This window comes from Azospirillum sp. (assembly GCF_035627195.1).
GTDB lineage: Bacteria > Pseudomonadota > Alphaproteobacteria > Azospirillales > Azospirillaceae > Azospirillum.
Genome location: NZ_DASPMG010000012.1, coordinates 14,032 through 30,344, shown reverse-complemented (window position 1 = coordinate 30,344; position 16,313 = coordinate 14,032). Strand labels below are relative to the sequence as shown.

The following is a 16,313-nucleotide window of genomic DNA, read 5'->3' as shown; positions in this document are numbered from 1 at the left end:
CGGACCGGGACCCGGACAAGAGGCGCCCGCCAAGCGTCCGGCGGTGAAACCGGAGGTGGTGCGATGCCCGCAGGTGCTAGCACGGGACGCCGGGGAGCCGTGTTCAACCCATGTTCAGGATAGGGTTTTTCGTCTCAACGTGCGTTGAGGAACGGGGCGTCCTCCGCGCCCACCCCGTGGCTGGGTTCCTTTGACACGGAATGCCAGAAGTCTGGAACGCAGCGCCAAGTGCCGTCGCGGTGAACGCGCTACCGTGGCGTCGGGCGGGCGGAGGCCCGCCGACATGCCGAGATGGATTGGACGGAAGACATGAGCCATACCGAAAACAAGCGCCTGTTGGACAACCTGACCAAGGAGGCCGACCTGCGGACCGAACTCGCCCCGGCGGCGGCAGGGGCGGCGCTCAGCGACGGCGATCTCGACACCATGGTCGGCGGGATCAAGTCGGGAGCCAATTTCGACGGCCCGAAGCCGAAGCAGCCTTATGACTCCCTCGAGAGGCTCAGGGGGGCGATCCCCTCGTAGGGTCCGCCACGGGGGCGCCCGGCCCGCGCCGCCGGGCACCCCGCCGTCAGACGAGCTGCCGCTCGGCCATGGCGTGGAAAACGCCCCCGGCGGCCATCAGATCGTCGTAGCGGCCGGATTCGACGATGCGGCCGCCGTCCAGGACCAGGATGCGGTCGGCGTTGCGCACGGTGCTGAGGCGGTGGGCGATGATCAGGCGGGTGGCCGTCAGCCGGTCCAGGCTTTCGGTCACCATCGCCTGGGTGAGGTTGTCGAGCGCGCTCGTCGCCTCGTCGAACAGCAGGAAGCGCGGGGGGGCGACGATGGCGCGGGCGATCAGCACGCGCTGCACCTGCCCGCCCGACAGCGTGCCGCCGCTGTCGGCGACCACCGTGTGCAGGCCCATGGGCATGGCGCGCAGATCCTCCGCCAAGCCCACCTGCCGTGCCGCCGCCCAGGCGTCCGGCTCGCCCAGGTGCAGGTGGGGGCCGAGGATGTTGTCCAGGAGGCTGCCGGGCATCAGCCGGTCGTTCTGCAGGACGACGCCGAACTGCCGGCGCACCGCCTGCACGTCCAGGCCGGCGAGGTCGAAGCCGTCGAACAGGACGGCGCCGGCCTCCGGCCGCTCGAACCCCAGCAGCAGGCGCAGGATCGTCGACTTGCCGCAGCCCGACGGCCCGACCAGGGCCACGCATTCCCCCGGCTCGACGGACAGCGACAGGCCGGACAGCACCAGCGGCCCCTGTTCCCCATAGCGGAAGGAGACGTGGTCGATCTCGATGGCGCCGGACAGCGGCCCGGGGTCGAGCGTCTGCCCATCCACCTCCGGCTCGCTTTCCAGGATCGGCGCGGCGTAACGGTAGAGCGGCTTCAGCGCGGCCATCTGCACCGCGGCGGCGGCCAGCCCGGTCACGCCCGCCACCGCCTGCGCGAAGGCGGTCAGGAAGGCCAGCAGGGTGCCCAGCGCCATGCCGCCCTCGGCCAGACCGGTCTGGTGGATGACGGCGAACAGCGCGCCGGTCGCCACCGGGCCGAACACCGTGGCCACGACCTGGGTCAGGTCGGTGACCTTGCCGGCCTCGAACACCTGCCGGCCGGCGGCACCGTGCCGGCGCGACCACAGGAGGAAGGCGCGGTCCTCCGCCATCGCCAGGCGCAGCTTGGCGATGCCGTTGCACAGCTGGAACAGCAGGCCGGCCGCCTCGCCGGTGGTCTTCAGGGCGGCGCTCTCGCGGCGCGCCCGCTCCAGCCCCAGCCACGCCACCGCCGCCGCCATCAGCAGGATCAGGCCGAACCCGGCCAGCGCCAGCGTCCACGAGTACCACGCCATCAGCACCAGCGAGCCCAGCGCGAACACCCCGTTCAGCAGTGAGGCGACGAGCGAGGCGCTGAGCGCCTGCTCGATGGCGCGGATCGACAGCGCGCGCCGGGCGAGGTCGCCGGCCACGTGGTTTTTGAAGAAGCCGATGGGCAGGCGCAGCAGCCGGTCCATGGTGGCCGCCTGGATGCGGCTGCCGGAACGCCCCTCGATCCGGGCGGACGCGATCTGGCCGGCCAGCCGCGTCACCAGCATGGCCAGCGCCGCGATCGCCAGCACCGCGGACATCTCCAGCAGCTTGGGCAGGTCGTGGTCGGGAATGGCGGAATCGACCAGGAAGCCGGTGGCGATCGGCACGCCCATGTTGAGGACCGCGCCGGCCAGCCCCAGCACCAGCACCATCAGCACGTCGCCCAGGTTCCACCGCAGCGCTTGGCGCGCGATGTCGCGGGCGCGCAGCGGCGTGGCGGGAAACGGGACCGTGAAGACGAACGCCTCGCCCCGCAGGCCGGCGACCTCGGCCGCGGACAGCGGGCGCACCCGCCCCTCGGCCGGGTCGTACAGGTCGTATCCCCCGCGCAGGCCGCGCGGCAGCACCGCCAGCGGCCGGCCATTGGGAGTATGGCCATCCGGGGCGCGGCGCAGCAGGAACGGGCCCACGTCGTCGCGCCACCATCCCGGCTCCAGCACCACCCGGCGCGCGCGCAGGCGGTTGGCCGCCTCGATGGCCGGAAGGGTGGCGGGGCGCTCGCCGTCGCGCTCGCGCGGGGGCGGCCGCAGCGTCAGGCCCAGCGGCCGGACCACGGCGGCGACGGCCAGCACCAGCGGGTCCGTGCTGTCGATGACGGGCAGCGCGCCGGACGCCGGCTCGCCCGCCAAGCCGGCGGCCAGATGGCCGAAGGCGGCGCGGCCGGCCTGCGCGTCCACCTCGTCGCGGCGGCGCAGGCGGTTCGCCTCGTCCACGGCGGCCAGCCGCAGGTTGGTCGGCGCGACGTCCAGCGCCAGCCGGTGCAGCGCCGCCAGCGCCGGCCAGCAGGCACCCGCCGCCAGCGCCTCGGCCGTGGTGCGGGCGGTCACCATGCGCTTGTCCGGCGCAGGGTCGCCCGGCAGGGCCACCCAGGTCGCCTTGGTCAGGGGCGGCATCACGCCGTCGGCCGCTTCCCAGACCTCCTCGGTGTCGAGGAACAGCGGCACCGGGCCGCCGGCACCCAGGTCGGGCCAGACCACCTCGTGCTGGCTGCCCAGCCGCACGTCGCCCCGCAGCGTCCGTGTTTCGCCGGCCGCGAGTGCCGCGTCCAGGTGCGGGCGCGGAACGATGGGCGCCGCCAGAGCCCGCGACAGCCCGGCCACCCAGCGGTCCAGGCGCGGCGCCAGGGGGTCCGCGTCCTCCAGGCCGGCGGCGGCCGTCCGCAGCACGGACAGGTCCAGGCCGGCGGCGCGGGTGCCGACGCTGCCCACCGCCAGCACGCCGACCGGGAACAGGGCGGTGCCGGCGTCGAAGCCGAACAGCAGGTCGCCGCCGCGCAGCGTGAAGAGGTATCGGCGCGGGCCAGCGGGCGCGCCGTCCCGCGTCTCCACCAGGAACAGGTCCACCTCGCCGTGCAGGATCACATGCACGCGGCCGGGGTCGTCGAGCAGCAGCGGCGCGTTGCCGGCCAGCACCCGCACGGCGCCGTGCCGGCGCGCCAGCGCCTCCAGCGTGGGGATCGCCTCGCTCAGGGGGGCGTCAGGCATCGACCAGCGTCCGGTAGGGGCCGTCGACGGCGATCAGCGCCTCGTGCGTGCCGCGCTGCACGACCCGCCCGCGGTCCATGACGATGATCTCGTCGCAGTCGCGGATGGTGCTGAGCCGGTGCGCGATGATCACGCAGGCGCAGCCGCGGCGGCGCAGGTTGCCCATCACCGCCTTCTCGACGACGGGGTCGAGCGCGCTCGTCGCCTCGTCCAGCACCAGCAGGGTCGGGCCGCCGACCAGCGCGCGGGCGATCTCCAGCCGCTGGCGCTGGCCGCCGGAGAAGTTGCCGCCGCCCTCCGTCACCGGGCCGGCGTAGCCGCCGGGGCGGGCCATGACGCCGTCGTGGATCTCGGCGTCGCGGGCCGCCTGCACGACGAGGTTGTCGGGCATGTCGGGGTCCCACAGGGTGATGTTGTCGCGCACCGTCCCCTCGAACAGCACGATCTCCTGGTCGACCACCGCCAGCGACCGGCGCAGCAGCGGGCGCGGGATCTCCGCCAGCGGCCGGCCGTCGAGGCGGATGTCGCCCGACCATGGCTCCAGGAGGCCGGCGAGCAGCTTGCCCACCGTCGACTTGCCGCTGCCCGAACCGCCGACCAGCGCCACCCGCGCGCCGGGCGGCAGGTCCAGGTCGAAGCCCTCCAGCAGCGGCGCCTCGTTCGGGGTGTAGCCGAAGGTGAGCGCGCGCACGGCGAGCCGGCCGCTCAGCCGCTGCGGCGCGCCGAGCGGGCCGGCCGGCGCCGCCGCGGCGGTCGTCGGCCGCGCGAACTCCACCGCCTCGGCATGATCGAGCACGTCGTCGAGCTGTTCCATCGGGCCGCGGGCGCCTTGCAGCGTCAGCGCGGTTTGCATGAGCCGCTGCACCGGCAGCATGAAGTTCGCCTGCAGGCCCTGGAAGGCGATCAGCGTGCCGACGGTCAGCTGGCCCCGCATCACCAGGATCCCGCCCACCGCCAGCACCGCCACCGTCGCCGCCTGGGTCACGGCGTCCGGCAGGACGGCGACGCGGGCGGCGACGCGGGCGATGGCCTGCTGCTGCGTCTCCAGCAGGGCCAGCTGCCCGCTCCAGCCCTCGAAGAAGGGGCCGTCGGTGCCGTTCGCCTTCAGCGATTCGATCATCTGCAGGCCCTGCATGGTCTTTCCCGCCAGCTTGACGTGGTCGAGCGTGGCCTTCTGGTTCATCTCCTCCAGCCGGCGGCGGGACAGCAGGAACAGCAGCAGGTTGCCCCCCGCGGCCGCGACGACCACCGCCGCCAGCCAGCCGCCGTAGGCCGCCATGGCCGCCGCGAAGACCAGGATGGCGACGCCGTCGACCAGCATGCTTCCCAGCGCCCGCCCCGCGTGGGCGCCGATCTGCGGCGCCAGATCCGTCCGCCCGCCGACCGAGCCGGCGTGGCGCCGCACGAAGAAGCCGTAGGGAAGCCGCAGCAGCCGCCACACGAACCGGCCGCTCGCCAGCAGCGCCACGCGCGTCTCCAGGCGCCGCTCGATCGCCAGCTTCAGCCACAGCAGGCCACCCTGCGCCAGCGCCGCCGCCGCCATGGCGCCGAGCAGCCACGCCACCCAGTCCGCCTGCCGGCCGATCAGGTAGTCGTCGATGAAGACGCGGGTGAACCCCGGCATCACCAGGCCGGGCAGCACCAGCCCGACGCCGGCCAGGACGGTGAAGAAGAAGCCGGCCCGGGCACCCTCCAGCCAGCGCGCCAGCCGGCCGAGGACGCGGGGCCGCCGGCCGCCGGGGCGAAAGGCCTGCGTCGGCTCGAACGTCATCACCACGCCGGAATAGATGCCCTCGAACTCCGCGATCTGCAGGGTGCGGCGGCCGGCGGCGGGGTCGTTGAGGAAGACGCGGTCGCGCGCGAAGCCCTCCAGCACCAGGAAGTGGTTCAGGTTGACGAAGACGATGGCCGGCATCGGCAGGCCGCGCAGCTGCGCCACGTCGTAGCGGTAGCCGGCAGCATCCAGCCCATAGGTGCGCGCGGCGCGCACGACGTTGCCGGCCTTGCTGCCGTCGCGCGACACGCGGCAGGCGGTCCGCAGCTCCTCCAGCGGCACCCACAGGCCGTGCGCCGCCAGCACCATGGCGAGCGAGGCCGCGCCGCATTCCGCCGCCTCCATCTGCAGGACGGTCGGCGCGCGCACGCGGCGGCGGGCGGGGGGCGTGGGATCGGCCGGCATAAAATCACAGGCCGAAGGCGGCGAGCAGGCGCTCCGCCTGCGGAACGGCCAGCGCGATGACCGGGACGCGGTCGACCACCACGCGGCCCTCGGCCATCGTGCCCCCCTCGATCACGCGGTTGGGGCCGGGGCCGGACGACCAGCGGAAGCCGCTGGGCGATCCCGGATCGGGCGTCAGGCGCACCACCACCTCCATGGGCGGGCCGGCGCGCATCAGCTGTTCCACCAGCGCGCTGTTCTTCAGGGTGCGCATCATGCTCTCGCGCGTCGCGTGGATGGCCGATACCGCGCCCACCGTGCCGTGGATGAAGCCGTCGCGCTGGACCCGCACGGTGGAGGGGACGACCTGCACCGGCATGCCCGGCCGGATCCGCTTGCCGTCCCCCGGCGAGACGTAGAGGAGCCCGACGAGCGGCACCGCCGGGCCGCCGTCGCCCGCATCGGCGCCCGCGTCGGGCAGCATGCGCATCACCGGCGCGCCGGAGGCGACGATCTCGCCGACGTTGGCGGTCAGCTCCACCACCACGCCGTCCCACGGCGCCGCCACCGCCGTGTTGCGGGCGAGGTCGTCGGCCAGCGCGTCGGCGTCGCGCGCCGCCGCGGCGATGCGCATGTCGATGTCCAGCACCTCGCGCGCGGCGCGCGTGCGCTGCGCCTCCTCGTCGGTGGTCAGCTGCACGGCGGCGTTCTCCGCCTCGGCCAGCTGGCCCTGCACGTCCTGGAGCTGGGTCTGCGTCGCCAGCACCCGTTCGCGGTTGGCGAAGCCCTTGGCCAGCAGGTCGCGCTGAGCGGCCAGCATCTCCGCCAGCGTGCGCTCGCGGCTTCGCAGGGCGGCGACGCGCGCGGTCAGCGCCCGCCGCCGTTCCTCCGACAGGTGGGCGCGCGCCGCTGCCTCGTCGGCGTGGAAGGCCGCCACCCGCACGCGCTGGTCGCGCAGACCGTCCAGCTCGCGCCGTTTGCCGGCCAGGCGGGTCGCGGTGTCCGGCTGGTCGATGCGGGCGACGGTCTGGCCCCGCGCCACCCGGTCGCCGGGCCGGGCCAGCACCTCGGCCAGCCGGCCCCCGGCCGGACCGGCGACGTCCGCTACGCCGCCGGGGGTGAGCAGGATGCCCTGCGCCGACGCCTTGATCGGCGCCGTCGAGACGACGCTCCACCCCAGCGCCAGCACGGCGGTGACGCCCAGGACCACCAGCGCCGTCCAGGCCGTGGAGGAGGTGACCCGCAGCATGCGGTCGAGCTGCTCCGGCCCCGGCGGCCGGAAGACGACCGGCGGGACCGGGGGTGCTGGCGGGGAGAGGTGATCGGGCGTCACGACGAGCCAACCGGAAATGGGCGACCAGGAATGGTTCCGCGCCGGAGAGTAGCGGATCGCGCGCGCCCGGACTTGGCGCTGCGTCCCTTTTTCCTGGCCGTGCGTCCCACGCCGGTACGGCGGGCGCTCACCAGTAGGGGGTGAAGCCGTCGCCGTTGGAGCGGTCCCGGACCACCGGGATGACCGCGGTGCCGATCTCCATCCCGCGTGGAATGGGGGAGCCGCCGCCGCTGGCCTGATCGAGTTCGCTGTCGGTCAGCGCCCCGCCGCGGCGCGCGGCGTTGGCGGCCATGAGGGCGGCCAGCCGGGGGCGGTCGACGGCGATCCCCCGCGCCTGCGCGGCGTCGGCCAGGATGTCCGCCGCGGCGTCGGGGGTGGCTGCGGCGTTCACGGCGGCCAGCAGGTCCGGCCTTTCGGCGGTCAGGTGGGCCAGGGCGTCGATGGGAAGGTCGGCGGAGGGTTCGGTGGTCATGGGGATCGCTCGTGGCTCGGTTGGGGATATCAGCGGCCCGGATTTCAGCGGTCCGGGAGTACCGGCGGCGTGAACAGGGCGAGCAGGCCGCCGGCATCCGTGACGGCGCCGCCGCCGGTCAGCGCGTCCAGCTCGTCGTCGCCCAGCGCGTGCCGGCACTCCAGCCGGCGGACGGCCTGGGCCGCGTAGCGGCGGATCTCGGCGGCGGAAGTGGGGATGCCGTTCACCGCGCCGATGCGGGTCAGCGCCTCCGCCGCGGCGGGAACGCTCAGCCCGTGCAGGCCGGCCAGCAGGCCGGGCTGCTCGGAGAAGAGGCGGTGGAACTGCCGGACGAGGTCGCCGGGCTGTTCGGCGGTCATGGGTGCTCCGGGGTCTGTCCAAGGTGCTTCGAAATGGTGGGCGCCGTCACGGCTTCCCCTGCGAGGCCACCCCCTTCAGGAAATCCATGACGGCGTTGTGGGCCACCGTGGCCGGATCGACGGACGGCGGGGGCGGGGGCGCCATCGTGGCGGTCAGGTTCGACACGACGGGATCCCACCAGTTGCCACCGCCGCTCGCCTGGTCCAGGTCCTCGTCGGACAGCCTTCCCTGCGGTTGCGTGCCGACCCCGGAGGAATGACGGGCGTTCAGATCCGTCGTTCCGGCCGGCAGGCGGGACGGCGTGTCGAAGGGCGGCGTGTCGGTCAGTTTGTCGGTCATGGAACCTCCGGGATGGGGTGTGCGGCGGGTGGTTCGGCCAGGGGCGCGTCGGCGATCATCTGCGCAGGGCGCCGATGGGAAGGGGGGTGGTCATGGTCGCCTCGTCGGGTCGGGCTGGATCGGGTCCGTGGATGCCCGGACGTTACCCCGGACCGCCGGTCCGCACTTGGCCGCCCGTCCCGAAATTCTGGCTTTGCGTGTCAAAGCGGCGATGCCCATGCCGCCGCGTCCGCGCGTCAGCGTCCGCCGAGGGCGCGCAGCCAGAGATCCGGCGTGTCGAGTTCCAGGGCGTCGGCCGTCCCCCGGCGGCTGCCCCGGAGGGGGGCCGGCCCGCCATCGCGGCGCGCGGCGCGCGCTTCGCGCGGGGACAGGCCGAAGCAGCGGCGGAAGGCGCGGCTGAACACCGTCTCGTCCGGGAAGCCCCAGTCGTAGGCGATGTCGCCGATGCGGCGGTGGGCGTGCGCGGGCGAAACGATCTCGGCGTAGCAGTGGAGCAGGCGGCGTTCCCGGATGTACTGCGCCACCCCGCCCATCGGTTCGAACAGGCGGTACAGGTTGGTGCGGGACACGCCGCAGTCGCGCGCGATCGTCTCCGGCGCCAGATCCGGTTCGGTCAGCCGTTCCTCGATGTGGCGCTTGATGGCGATGAGCGACGGGGCGCGCTCGGTCAGGTTCGCGACGGCGTGATCCGGCGCCGGCTGCAGGCACGCGGCGATCACGGCCACCGTGGCGGTCGTCGCCACGACGGCGTTGCGGCGCGGCCATTGGCGCGCCTGTTCGCTCAGCGACAGCAGGTGGTCGCCCAGCATGCGGCCTTGCGGCGAACGGCCCGGCGCCACGACGCCGTGCAAGGCGTCCACAGTGCCGAGCAGGGGCGCCAGCAGCCGGCGCGGCACGACGACGCCCGCCGTGGCGCCCTCCGCTTCCAGGTCGAATGGCTGCGTCAGGTCGAGCACGCTGACGTCGCCGTCACCGGCGCTCCAGTCCCGTGTGCCGAGCCGCCCGCGCCAGCCGGCGCCGGAGTGCCGCTGGATCAGGCAATGGTCGACGGCGGTGCGGGCGATCGTCATCGGCGAGCGCCGCAGCCGGTGCGGCGCGGCGTCCGTCGTCACCAGCAGCATGCGGTCGAAATGGAACCAGCTGGCGGCGCCCTGGAAGTCGGCCAGATAGGCGGGCGCATGGACGGCGATGTCGTAGAGCGGCGCCATGATCCGGCGCCACGTCCAGAAGGCGTCCGCGCCGGGCAGGTCGCCGTCGGGGGTCCCGGCGGCGTAGGTGAACTGCGGCAGCGGCCCGGCACCAGCATGGACGGACGGCGCGCGCATGCCGAACGGAGCGTTCGGCCTCGCCCGCGTGGTGTCTGTCGTCTCGATCATGTGGGACCTCGCGCCATGGAATGGCCCCACTTTTTTTCAGCCATGGCCGGCGATCAAGCGACGAATGCGATCATTAACCGGCGTTGATGTTTGGATGCGAATCGACCTCCCCAGCCCCCGCCCAACGACTCATGCGGTTGTTGCCGGCGCTGGAAGCTCGTCGGCAATCCGGTGAATTATCCGGGCTGGCGGCTGTCCGGCAGGTGCCGGAGGATGGCGTCGCGCATCAGCGCCACCAGCGAGTCCCGCTCGGCGCTGATCACCGAACTCAGGCCGCCGATGCCCAGCGCCAGCGGCGGCCGGCCGGCCGGGCGCGGCAGGAACACCGAGACCACGCCGGCTCCCTGCGAGATGCGGTCCACCGACAGCGATACGCCGGTACGCCGGATCTCCCGCAGTTCCTCCATCAGCGCCGGCAGTTCGACCGGCACGAACTCCCCCCGGTGCTGCTCGTTCACCGCGGCGACCAGCGCCGGGATTTCCTGGTCGGGGTAGGTGGACAGCAGGAGGTTGCCAAGGCCGGAGCCGGCGATGGGCCGCGTCATGCCGGGATGGATGTGCAGGCGCATCGGCTTGGTCGCCGGCACCACGTGGATGTAGCGCACCCACAGGCCGTTCGCGATGGCCAGGATGATCGTCTCCCCCGTCGCCTCCCCCAGCTCGGCCATCAGACGCGGGATCCGGCCGCCGCTGATCGCCTCGTCGATCCACGAGCCCAGCAGCGTGACGCGCGGGGTCGGCAGGTACAGCCGCGTCTCGGCGTCGACGCCCAGGTACCCCAGGCTGACCAGGCTCTGCACCAGGGCCGAGGTGCTGGACTGGGGGAAGTCCAGCGCGCGGGCGATCTCCATCAGCGACGCCGGGCGCTTCACCGTGTCGAAGAACTCCAGGATCTGCAGGATCCGGCCAGCCGATTTCACGACGTTGCTGGTCATGTCCCCCTCGCTGCCGCCCCGGCACTGTAGCACGGGCGCGCCGCCCGGCTTCCTGGCCGAAGATCATATCACATACGTGATGTCAGCCATCACATTGACGATGGCGTCGGGGTGGGCTTATTGTGTGCTTAGCAAACGAACGATTGGCCGCCCCCGGCGAAGGCGGTGGCCGGAAAGGGAGGAAGGATGAACCGGCAAGGGATGGGATCCGGCCTGATGAAGGCCGCCGCATCGGGTCTGGGGGCGGGGCTGGCGGCGGGCCTGCTGGCCCTGGCGGCGCTGCCGGCGGCGGCGCAGACGCAGGTGCCGCTGGCCACCTGGGGCGGTGCCAACCACGTGTGCGTGCGCGAGTTCGTGCCGTCCATGGAGCGGGCGCTGAAGGACCTGGAACCCCACACCATCAAGTTCCAGCACTTCCCCGGCGGCCAGTTGGGGCAGGACAAGGACATGCCGATGGCGATCCCGACCGGGCAGGTCAAGTTCGCCTGGATCACCGTCAACGGCTGGTCGGGCATCGTGTCCGACACCAAGGTGATGGACGCGCCCACGGGCCTGACCATGAAGGAACTGGACGCCGTCATCGAGCAGCCGAACGGCCTGTTCTCCGCCCTGAAGAAGCGCTTCGCCGACAAGAACACCACGCTGCTGGCACTGGCCGACCTGGGTCCGCCGGCCGTGGTGTCGCGCGCGCCGATCCGCACCCCGCAGGACTTCAAGGGCAAGAAGGTCCGCGTCTTTTCGGAAGGCCAGGCGGAGGCGGTGAAGTCCTTCGGCGGCGCGCCGGTGACCATCGCCTTCGCCGAGGTCTACACGGCCATGCAGCACGGCACCATCGACGCCGCCATCATCGGCTTCCAGGGCGTCGACAGCCAGAAGATGCACGAGGTGGGCAAGCACGTGCTGGTGGCCGCGTCCTTCCTGGGCACCACCATGATGGGCTGGGCCGCCAACCCGCAGTGGCTGGCCGGCATGCCGGCCAACGACCGCGAGGTCTTCCAGAAGGCGGTGCGCCGCGCCGAGATGGAGAACCGGCAGGCCATCCTGGCGGAGATCGACAGCCTGACCAAGACCTACGAGCAGCGCGGCCTGACCGTCACCTTCCTGCGGCCGGAAATGCCGGAATACGCGGCCTGGCGCGACGCCACCAAGCCGCTGCTGGACAAGGCCCGCAAGGAGCTGAGCCCGGAGGTCGCCGCCCTCATCGCCCCGCGCAGCTGACGGGTGGGGCATGGTCCCGTACGCCGCGAAGGCGACGCACGCCGGCCTGCCGGGACGCGTCGTCCGGGTCCTGGACGTCGTCAACGCCGTGGCCGGCAAGGCCGCCTTCGTGGCGCTGTGGGCGCTGACGGCGGTGGTGCTGCTGGACGTGGCCCTGCGCAGCGTCGGCACGCCGACGCTGTGGGGGTCGGAGGTCAGCGTCTACCTGATGCTGGCCCTGGCCTTCCTGGGCGTCGGCCACGCCACGGTGGAGGGCGCCCACTTCCGCGTCACCGTCCTGGTCGAACGGCTGGGGCCGCGGGCGCGCCGCGTCCTGGACATGCTGTGCGACGCGCTGGCCCTGGCCTTCACCATCGGTTTCACCGTGGGGGCGGCCCGGCTGGCCCTGTTCTACCACCAGCTGGGCTTCCAGACGAACACGATGCTGCACGTGCCGCTGGCGCTGCTCCAGGGGCTGGTGGTGGCGGGCGGCGTGTTTCTGGCGCTCGCCCTGCTCGCCAACCTGCTGCGCGCCGCCATCGGGCTGGAGGCGCCCAAGCCGCCCCCCGACCTGCCGCCGGCCTGAGGACACGCGCATGGATCTTTCGGTTCTTCTCGTGCTGGCCGTCTTCCTCGGCCTCATCACCATCGGCATGCCGGTGTTCATGGCCATGGGCATCGGGGCGCTTCTGGGCAACCTGATGCTGTCGGGCACCGACCGTCTGTTCGAGAATCTGGCGACGGGCGCCTACAACGCGCTGAACAGCTTCGTCCTGCTGGCGGTGCCGCTGTACATCCTGGCCGGCACGCTGCTGGAGGCGACCGGCCTGTCCAACCGCCTGTTCACCTTCGCCGCCACCTGGGTCAGCGGGCTGCGCGGGGGCCTGGGCGTCGCCACGGTCATCGCCTGCTCCATCTTCGCCGCCATCAGCGGATCCAGCGTGGCGACGGCGGCGACCATCGGGCTGGTGGCGCTGCCGGCGCTGACCAGCCACGGCTACCCCACCCACCGCTCCGGCGCGCTGATCGCCGCGGGCGGCACGCTGGGCATCCTCATCCCGCCGTCCATCGGGCTGCTGCTGTACGGCCTGCTGACCGACCAGTCGGTGGGGGCGCTGTTCGTGGCGGGCGTGCTGCCGGGGCTGCTGCTGGCCTTCCTGATGGCCGTCTACACCTCGGTCGCCACGCCGCGGGAATCCGCGGGCGACCCGGTGACCTGGGCCGACCGCCTGCGCGCGGTGCGCGAGGCCGGGCCCATCCTGGCGCTGCCGGTCATCATCTTCGCCGGCATCTACACCGGCATCGCCACGCCGACGGAGGTGGCGGCGGTGGCCGTGCTGTACATCGCCCTGGTCGGGCTGGCGCACGGCCGCCTGGGCTGGGCGGAGGTGCTGAAGGCGGGCAAGAGCGCGGTCAGCGGATCGGTGATGATCTTCATGCTGGTCGCCTTCGGCTCCCTGCTGACGCAGTTCTTCACGCTGACCGGCGTGCCGCAGGCGCTGACCCAGGCCATCGCCGGGTCGGGGCTGGGGCACTTCGCCATCATTACGATGATGGTGGTGTTCTACCTGATCCTCGGCATGTTCCTGGAGGCGCTGTCGATGATGCTGGTGACGGTGCCGATCCTGTTCCCGGTGGCGCAGAGCCTGGGCATCCATCCGCTGGCCTTCGGCATCTTCGTGGTCCTGGCGGTGGAGGTGGCGCAGATCACCCCGCCGGTCGGCATCAACCTGTTCACCGTGGCCGGCATCGGCCGCATCCCCTTCGACCGGCTGTCGCGGTCGGTCGTGCCCTACGTCCTGATCATGGTCGTCATGATGTACCTGGTGCTCTACGCCCAGGGCCTGTCGACCTGGCTGCCGGCAACCATGAGCTATGGTGTCTGAGATGACCGAGGATTTCGCCACCGCCCTGTGGCGCCCCTACGTCGACCCGGCCTTCGTCGCGCGCCTGCGCGCCCATGTGGCGGAGCACGTCACCCCGCACGGCGACGCCATCGACCGCGCCGACGTCTACCCCGTGGAGATCGTCAAGGGCCTGTCGGCGGCCGGCTACAACACGCTGACCCTCGACCCGCGCTGGGGCGGCGGCGGCCTGGACTACGGCCACGCCGTCGCCGCGTTCGAGGAGGTGTCGGTGGGCAGCGCGGCCGTCGGCATCTCGATGATCACCATCCTGCAGGCGCAGACGATGATCGCCCTGTTCGGCGCCGACACGCTGAAGGAACGCTACCTGCCGCGCTTCCGGGAAGGGCTTCTGTGCTCCTACGCGCTGACGGAGGCCGGGCACGGCAGCGACATCCGCACGCTGGACACCAAGGCGCGGCGCGACGGCGACGAATGGGTGGTGACGGGGGAGAAGCACTTCATCACCTCCGGTGCGGCGGCCGAGTTCTTCATTATCCTGGCGGAGACGGACGTCGGCGTGTCGGTCTTCGCCGTGCCGCGCGACGTGCCGAACCTGACGGCGTACGAGGGGCACAACTCCGCCACCTTCGGCCTGCGCAACGGGCCGCACATGAACATCCGCCTGGACGGCGTGCGCCTGCCGCTCGACCACCTGATCGGGATTGAGGGCAAGGGCGTGCGCCAGGCGGTGACGGTGCTCGACCACTCCCGCACGGTGGCCGGGGCCATCAGCCTGGGCGTGGCGCGCGCGGCGTACGAGGGGGCGCTGGCCTTCGCCCGCGACCGCGTCGCCTTCGACCAGACGGTCCTCGAATTCCAGGGCATCCAGTGGTACCTGGCCGACATGCTGACGGAGATCGACGCGGCCCGCCTGCTGTGCTACCGCGCGGCCGAAGCGCTCGACCGGCACGAGGACATCGCGCGCTATTCCAGCGAGGCCAAGCTGAAGGCCTGCGCCGTGGGGACCGAGGTGGCGTCGCGCGCCGTGCAGATCTGCGGCGCCTACGGCACCATGGAGAACGCGCCCTTCGGCCGCTACCTGCGCGACGCCAAGGCGTACGAGATCGCCGGCGGCTCGGCCGAGGTGCTGAAGAACACCATCGGCAAGTACCTGACGCGCAGCGTGGCGCCGCGCGCCAAGCCGGCCGGGGGTGGCGCATGAGCATCGTCGCCCGCCTGCTCGATGGCGCCGCGCGCCACGGGGACCGGCCCTTCGTGTTGAGCGACGAGGGCACCGTGACCTGGGGCGAGATGGCGGACCGCACGCTGCGCCTCTCCTCGGCCCTGGCGGCGCGCGGGATCGGTCCGGGCAGCCACGTGGCGCTGATGTGCTCCAACCGGCCGGCGTTCCTGGTGGCGTGGTTCGCCATCGCCAACCGTGGCGCGGTGACGGTGCCGGTCAACACCGGCCTCGTCGGCGAGGGGCTGCGCTACACGCTGCGGCAGAGCGATTCCACGGCACTGGTGGTCGAGGACGCGATCCTGCAAGAGAAGCGCGCCGACCTGGGGGACCTGCTGGACGGGCTGAGCGTGCTGTCCTTCACCGGGGAGGACGGCCTGGACGCGCACGCCGCCGGGCTTGCGCCCGACGCCCCCTTCGCCGGCGACGGGACGCAGGACTGCACGATCATCTACACCTCCGGCACCACCGGCCTGCCCAAGGGGGTTCTGAACAGCCATCGCGCCTATCTCGCCTGCGGCCGGGCGACGGTGGAGATGCTGGGCCTGGGGCCGGACGACCGCATCATGGTCTTCCTGCCGCTGTTCCACACCAACCCGCAGATGTACGCGGTGATGTCGGTGCTGGAGACCGGGGCGGCGCTGGTTCTGCGCCCGCGCTTCTCGGTCAGCGCCTTCTTCGACGACGCGCGGCGCTTCGACGCCACCGGCTTCACCTACGTCGGCACGGTGCTGGCGATGCTGACGGCGCGGCTGCGCGACCCCGACCGCGACCACCGCCTGCGCTTCTGCGTCGGCGGCGGCGCCCCGGCCGAGGTCTGGCGGCTGGTCGAGGACCGCTACGGCGTCACCGTGCACGAGCTGTACGGCATGACCGAGATCGGCGGCTGGGTCACCGGCAACACGGTGGCGCGGTCGCGCTTCGGCACCTGCGGGGCGGCGCGCGCCGACATGGAGGTGCGGGTGTTCGACGCGCACGACCGCCCCGTGCCGCCGGGCGTGCGCGGCGAGATCGTCGTGCGCCCGCGCGAGCCGTTCGTCATCCTGTCCGGCTACTACAAAAATCCGGAGGCGACGCTGGCGGCCAGCCGGAACCTGTGGTTCCACACCGGCGACAGCGGGTCCTTCGACGCCGACGGCTTCCTCGCCTTCCACGGCCGGCTGAAGGAGATCATCCGCCGCGGCGGCGAGAACATCTCCCCCGTCGCGGTGGAAGTGGCGCTGCTCGACCACCCGAACGTGGAGGACGCCGCCGTGGTCGGCGTGCCCGATCCCATCTTCGGGGAGGAGGTGAAGGCCGTCCTCGTCGCCCGCCGGCCGATCGACCCGGCCGCGGTGCCCGCCTTCCTGCGCGGCCGGCTGCCGGACTTCATGCTACCGCGCTACGTGCAGTTCGTCGACCGCATCCCCAAGACCGAGACGCAGAAGATCCAGCGCCACCTGCTCCAGCGCCTGGAGGACGGCGTGGTGGACCTGCGGCCCTCCTGATCGCGAAGGGAAC

The 16,313-nt window shown here is 72.7% G+C and carries 14 protein-coding genes; 6 read left to right on the top strand and 8 right to left on the bottom strand.

Annotated elements, in window-relative coordinates:
- Positions 1-309: 309 nt before the first annotated feature.
- Positions 310-525 (top strand): hypothetical protein, encoded by a 216-nt coding sequence (locus VED21_RS01000; RefSeq protein ID WP_324880439.1) that lies wholly within the window; start codon positions 310-312, stop codon positions 523-525.
- 46 nt (positions 526-571) lie between these two features.
- Here VED21_RS01000 and VED21_RS00995 read toward each other — a convergent pair whose 3' ends face one another.
- From VED21_RS00995 to VED21_RS00960, 8 genes are all read right to left on the bottom strand, one after another.
- The gene (locus VED21_RS00995; RefSeq protein ID WP_324880438.1) at positions 572-3,556 is read right to left on the bottom strand and encodes an NHLP bacteriocin export ABC transporter permease/ATPase subunit; all 2,985 of its coding nucleotides are present in this window, start codon (positions 3,554-3,556) and stop codon (positions 572-574) included.
- Positions 3,549-5,735, bottom strand: a complete 2,187-nt coding sequence (locus tag VED21_RS00990) for an NHLP family bacteriocin export ABC transporter peptidase/permease/ATPase subunit (protein WP_324880437.1) — start codon at positions 5,733-5,735, stop codon at positions 3,549-3,551. The genes VED21_RS00995 and VED21_RS00990 overlap by 8 nt, the downstream gene beginning before the upstream one ends.
- Positions 5,736-5,739: 4 nt before the next feature.
- Positions 5,740-7,047: an NHLP bacteriocin system secretion protein gene (locus tag VED21_RS00985; RefSeq protein WP_324880436.1), complete on the bottom strand. Its 1,308-nt coding sequence runs from the start codon at positions 7,045-7,047 to the stop codon at positions 5,740-5,742.
- A gap of 127 nt (positions 7,048-7,174) precedes the next feature.
- Complete coding sequence (locus tag VED21_RS00980) at positions 7,175-7,519, bottom strand: hypothetical protein (protein WP_324880435.1); 345 nt, start codon at positions 7,517-7,519, stop codon at positions 7,175-7,177.
- Between the two features lie 44 nt (positions 7,520-7,563).
- Positions 7,564-7,878 carry a hypothetical protein gene (locus VED21_RS00975; protein WP_324880434.1) on the bottom strand — a complete coding sequence of 105 codons (315 nt, stop codon included), beginning with the start codon at positions 7,876-7,878 and terminating at the stop codon, positions 7,564-7,566.
- A gap of 46 nt (positions 7,879-7,924) precedes the next feature.
- The gene (locus VED21_RS00970; protein WP_324880433.1) at positions 7,925-8,218 is read right to left on the bottom strand and encodes a hypothetical protein; all 294 of its coding nucleotides are present in this window, start codon (positions 8,216-8,218) and stop codon (positions 7,925-7,927) included.
- Between the two features lie 236 nt (positions 8,219-8,454).
- Positions 8,455-9,594, bottom strand: a complete 1,140-nt coding sequence (locus VED21_RS00965; RefSeq protein ID WP_324880432.1) for a helix-turn-helix domain-containing protein — start codon at positions 9,592-9,594, stop codon at positions 8,455-8,457.
- Between the two features lie 176 nt (positions 9,595-9,770).
- The gene (locus VED21_RS00960; RefSeq protein ID WP_324880431.1) at positions 9,771-10,529 is read right to left on the bottom strand and encodes an IclR family transcriptional regulator; all 759 of its coding nucleotides are present in this window, start codon (positions 10,527-10,529) and stop codon (positions 9,771-9,773) included.
- Positions 10,530-10,745: 216 nt separating this feature from the next.
- On the opposite strand from VED21_RS00960, the gene VED21_RS00955 reads away from it, so the two are divergent.
- The 5 genes from VED21_RS00955 to VED21_RS00935 are packed head-to-tail and all read left to right on the top strand — an operon-like array spanning position 10,746 to position 16,300.
- Positions 10,746-11,747: a TRAP transporter substrate-binding protein gene (locus tag VED21_RS00955; protein WP_324880430.1), complete on the top strand. Its 1,002-nt coding sequence runs from the start codon at positions 10,746-10,748 to the stop codon at positions 11,745-11,747.
- A gap of 10 nt (positions 11,748-11,757) precedes the next feature.
- Positions 11,758-12,312, top strand: a complete 555-nt coding sequence (locus VED21_RS00950; protein ID WP_324880429.1) for a TRAP transporter small permease — start codon at positions 11,758-11,760, stop codon at positions 12,310-12,312.
- A 10-nt stretch (positions 12,313-12,322) separates the two neighbouring features.
- Positions 12,323-13,612 (top strand): TRAP transporter large permease, encoded by a 1,290-nt coding sequence (locus VED21_RS00945; RefSeq protein ID WP_324880428.1) that lies wholly within the window; start codon positions 12,323-12,325, stop codon positions 13,610-13,612.
- A 1-nt stretch (position 13,613) separates the two neighbouring features.
- A complete protein-coding gene (locus tag VED21_RS00940) occupies positions 13,614-14,795 on the top strand; it encodes an acyl-CoA dehydrogenase family protein (RefSeq protein WP_324880427.1) in 1,182 nt (393 codons plus the stop codon).
- A complete protein-coding gene (locus tag VED21_RS00935) occupies positions 14,792-16,300 on the top strand; it encodes a class I adenylate-forming enzyme family protein (protein WP_324880426.1) in 1,509 nt (502 codons plus the stop codon). The genes VED21_RS00940 and VED21_RS00935 overlap by 4 nt, the downstream gene beginning before the upstream one ends.
- Positions 16,301-16,313 lie beyond the last annotated feature (13 nt).

What these genes read in the sequence shown, in the direction of transcription:
- VED21_RS00955 (WP_324880430.1), top strand. Translation starts at nt 10,746, where the DNA reads ATGAAGGCCGCCGCATCGGGTCTGGGGGCGGGGCTGGCGGCGGGCCTG.
- VED21_RS00965 (WP_324880432.1), bottom strand. Translation starts at nt 9,594, where the DNA reads ATGATCGAGACGACAGACACCACGCGGGCGAGGCCGAACGCTCCGTTC.
- VED21_RS00940 (WP_324880427.1), top strand. Translation starts at nt 13,614, where the DNA reads ATGACCGAGGATTTCGCCACCGCCCTGTGGCGCCCCTACGTCGACCCG.
- VED21_RS01000 (WP_324880439.1), top strand. Translation starts at nt 310, where the DNA reads ATGAGCCATACCGAAAACAAGCGCCTGTTGGACAACCTGACCAAGGAG.
- VED21_RS00990 (WP_324880437.1), bottom strand. Translation starts at nt 5,735, where the DNA reads ATGCCGGCCGATCCCACGCCCCCCGCCCGCCGCCGCGTGCGCGCGCCG.
- VED21_RS00960 (WP_324880431.1), bottom strand. Translation starts at nt 10,529, where the DNA reads ATGACCAGCAACGTCGTGAAATCGGCTGGCCGGATCCTGCAGATCCTG.
- VED21_RS00970 (WP_324880433.1), bottom strand. Translation starts at nt 8,218, where the DNA reads ATGACCGACAAACTGACCGACACGCCGCCCTTCGACACGCCGTCCCGC.
- VED21_RS00950 (WP_324880429.1), top strand. Translation starts at nt 11,758, where the DNA reads ATGGTCCCGTACGCCGCGAAGGCGACGCACGCCGGCCTGCCGGGACGC.
- VED21_RS00980 (WP_324880435.1), bottom strand. Translation starts at nt 7,519, where the DNA reads ATGACCACCGAACCCTCCGCCGACCTTCCCATCGACGCCCTGGCCCAC.
- VED21_RS00995 (WP_324880438.1), bottom strand. Translation starts at nt 3,556, where the DNA reads ATGCCTGACGCCCCCCTGAGCGAGGCGATCCCCACGCTGGAGGCGCTG.
- VED21_RS00975 (WP_324880434.1), bottom strand. Translation starts at nt 7,878, where the DNA reads ATGACCGCCGAACAGCCCGGCGACCTCGTCCGGCAGTTCCACCGCCTC.
- VED21_RS00945 (WP_324880428.1), top strand. Translation starts at nt 12,323, where the DNA reads ATGGATCTTTCGGTTCTTCTCGTGCTGGCCGTCTTCCTCGGCCTCATC.
- VED21_RS00935 (WP_324880426.1), top strand. Translation starts at nt 14,792, where the DNA reads ATGAGCATCGTCGCCCGCCTGCTCGATGGCGCCGCGCGCCACGGGGAC.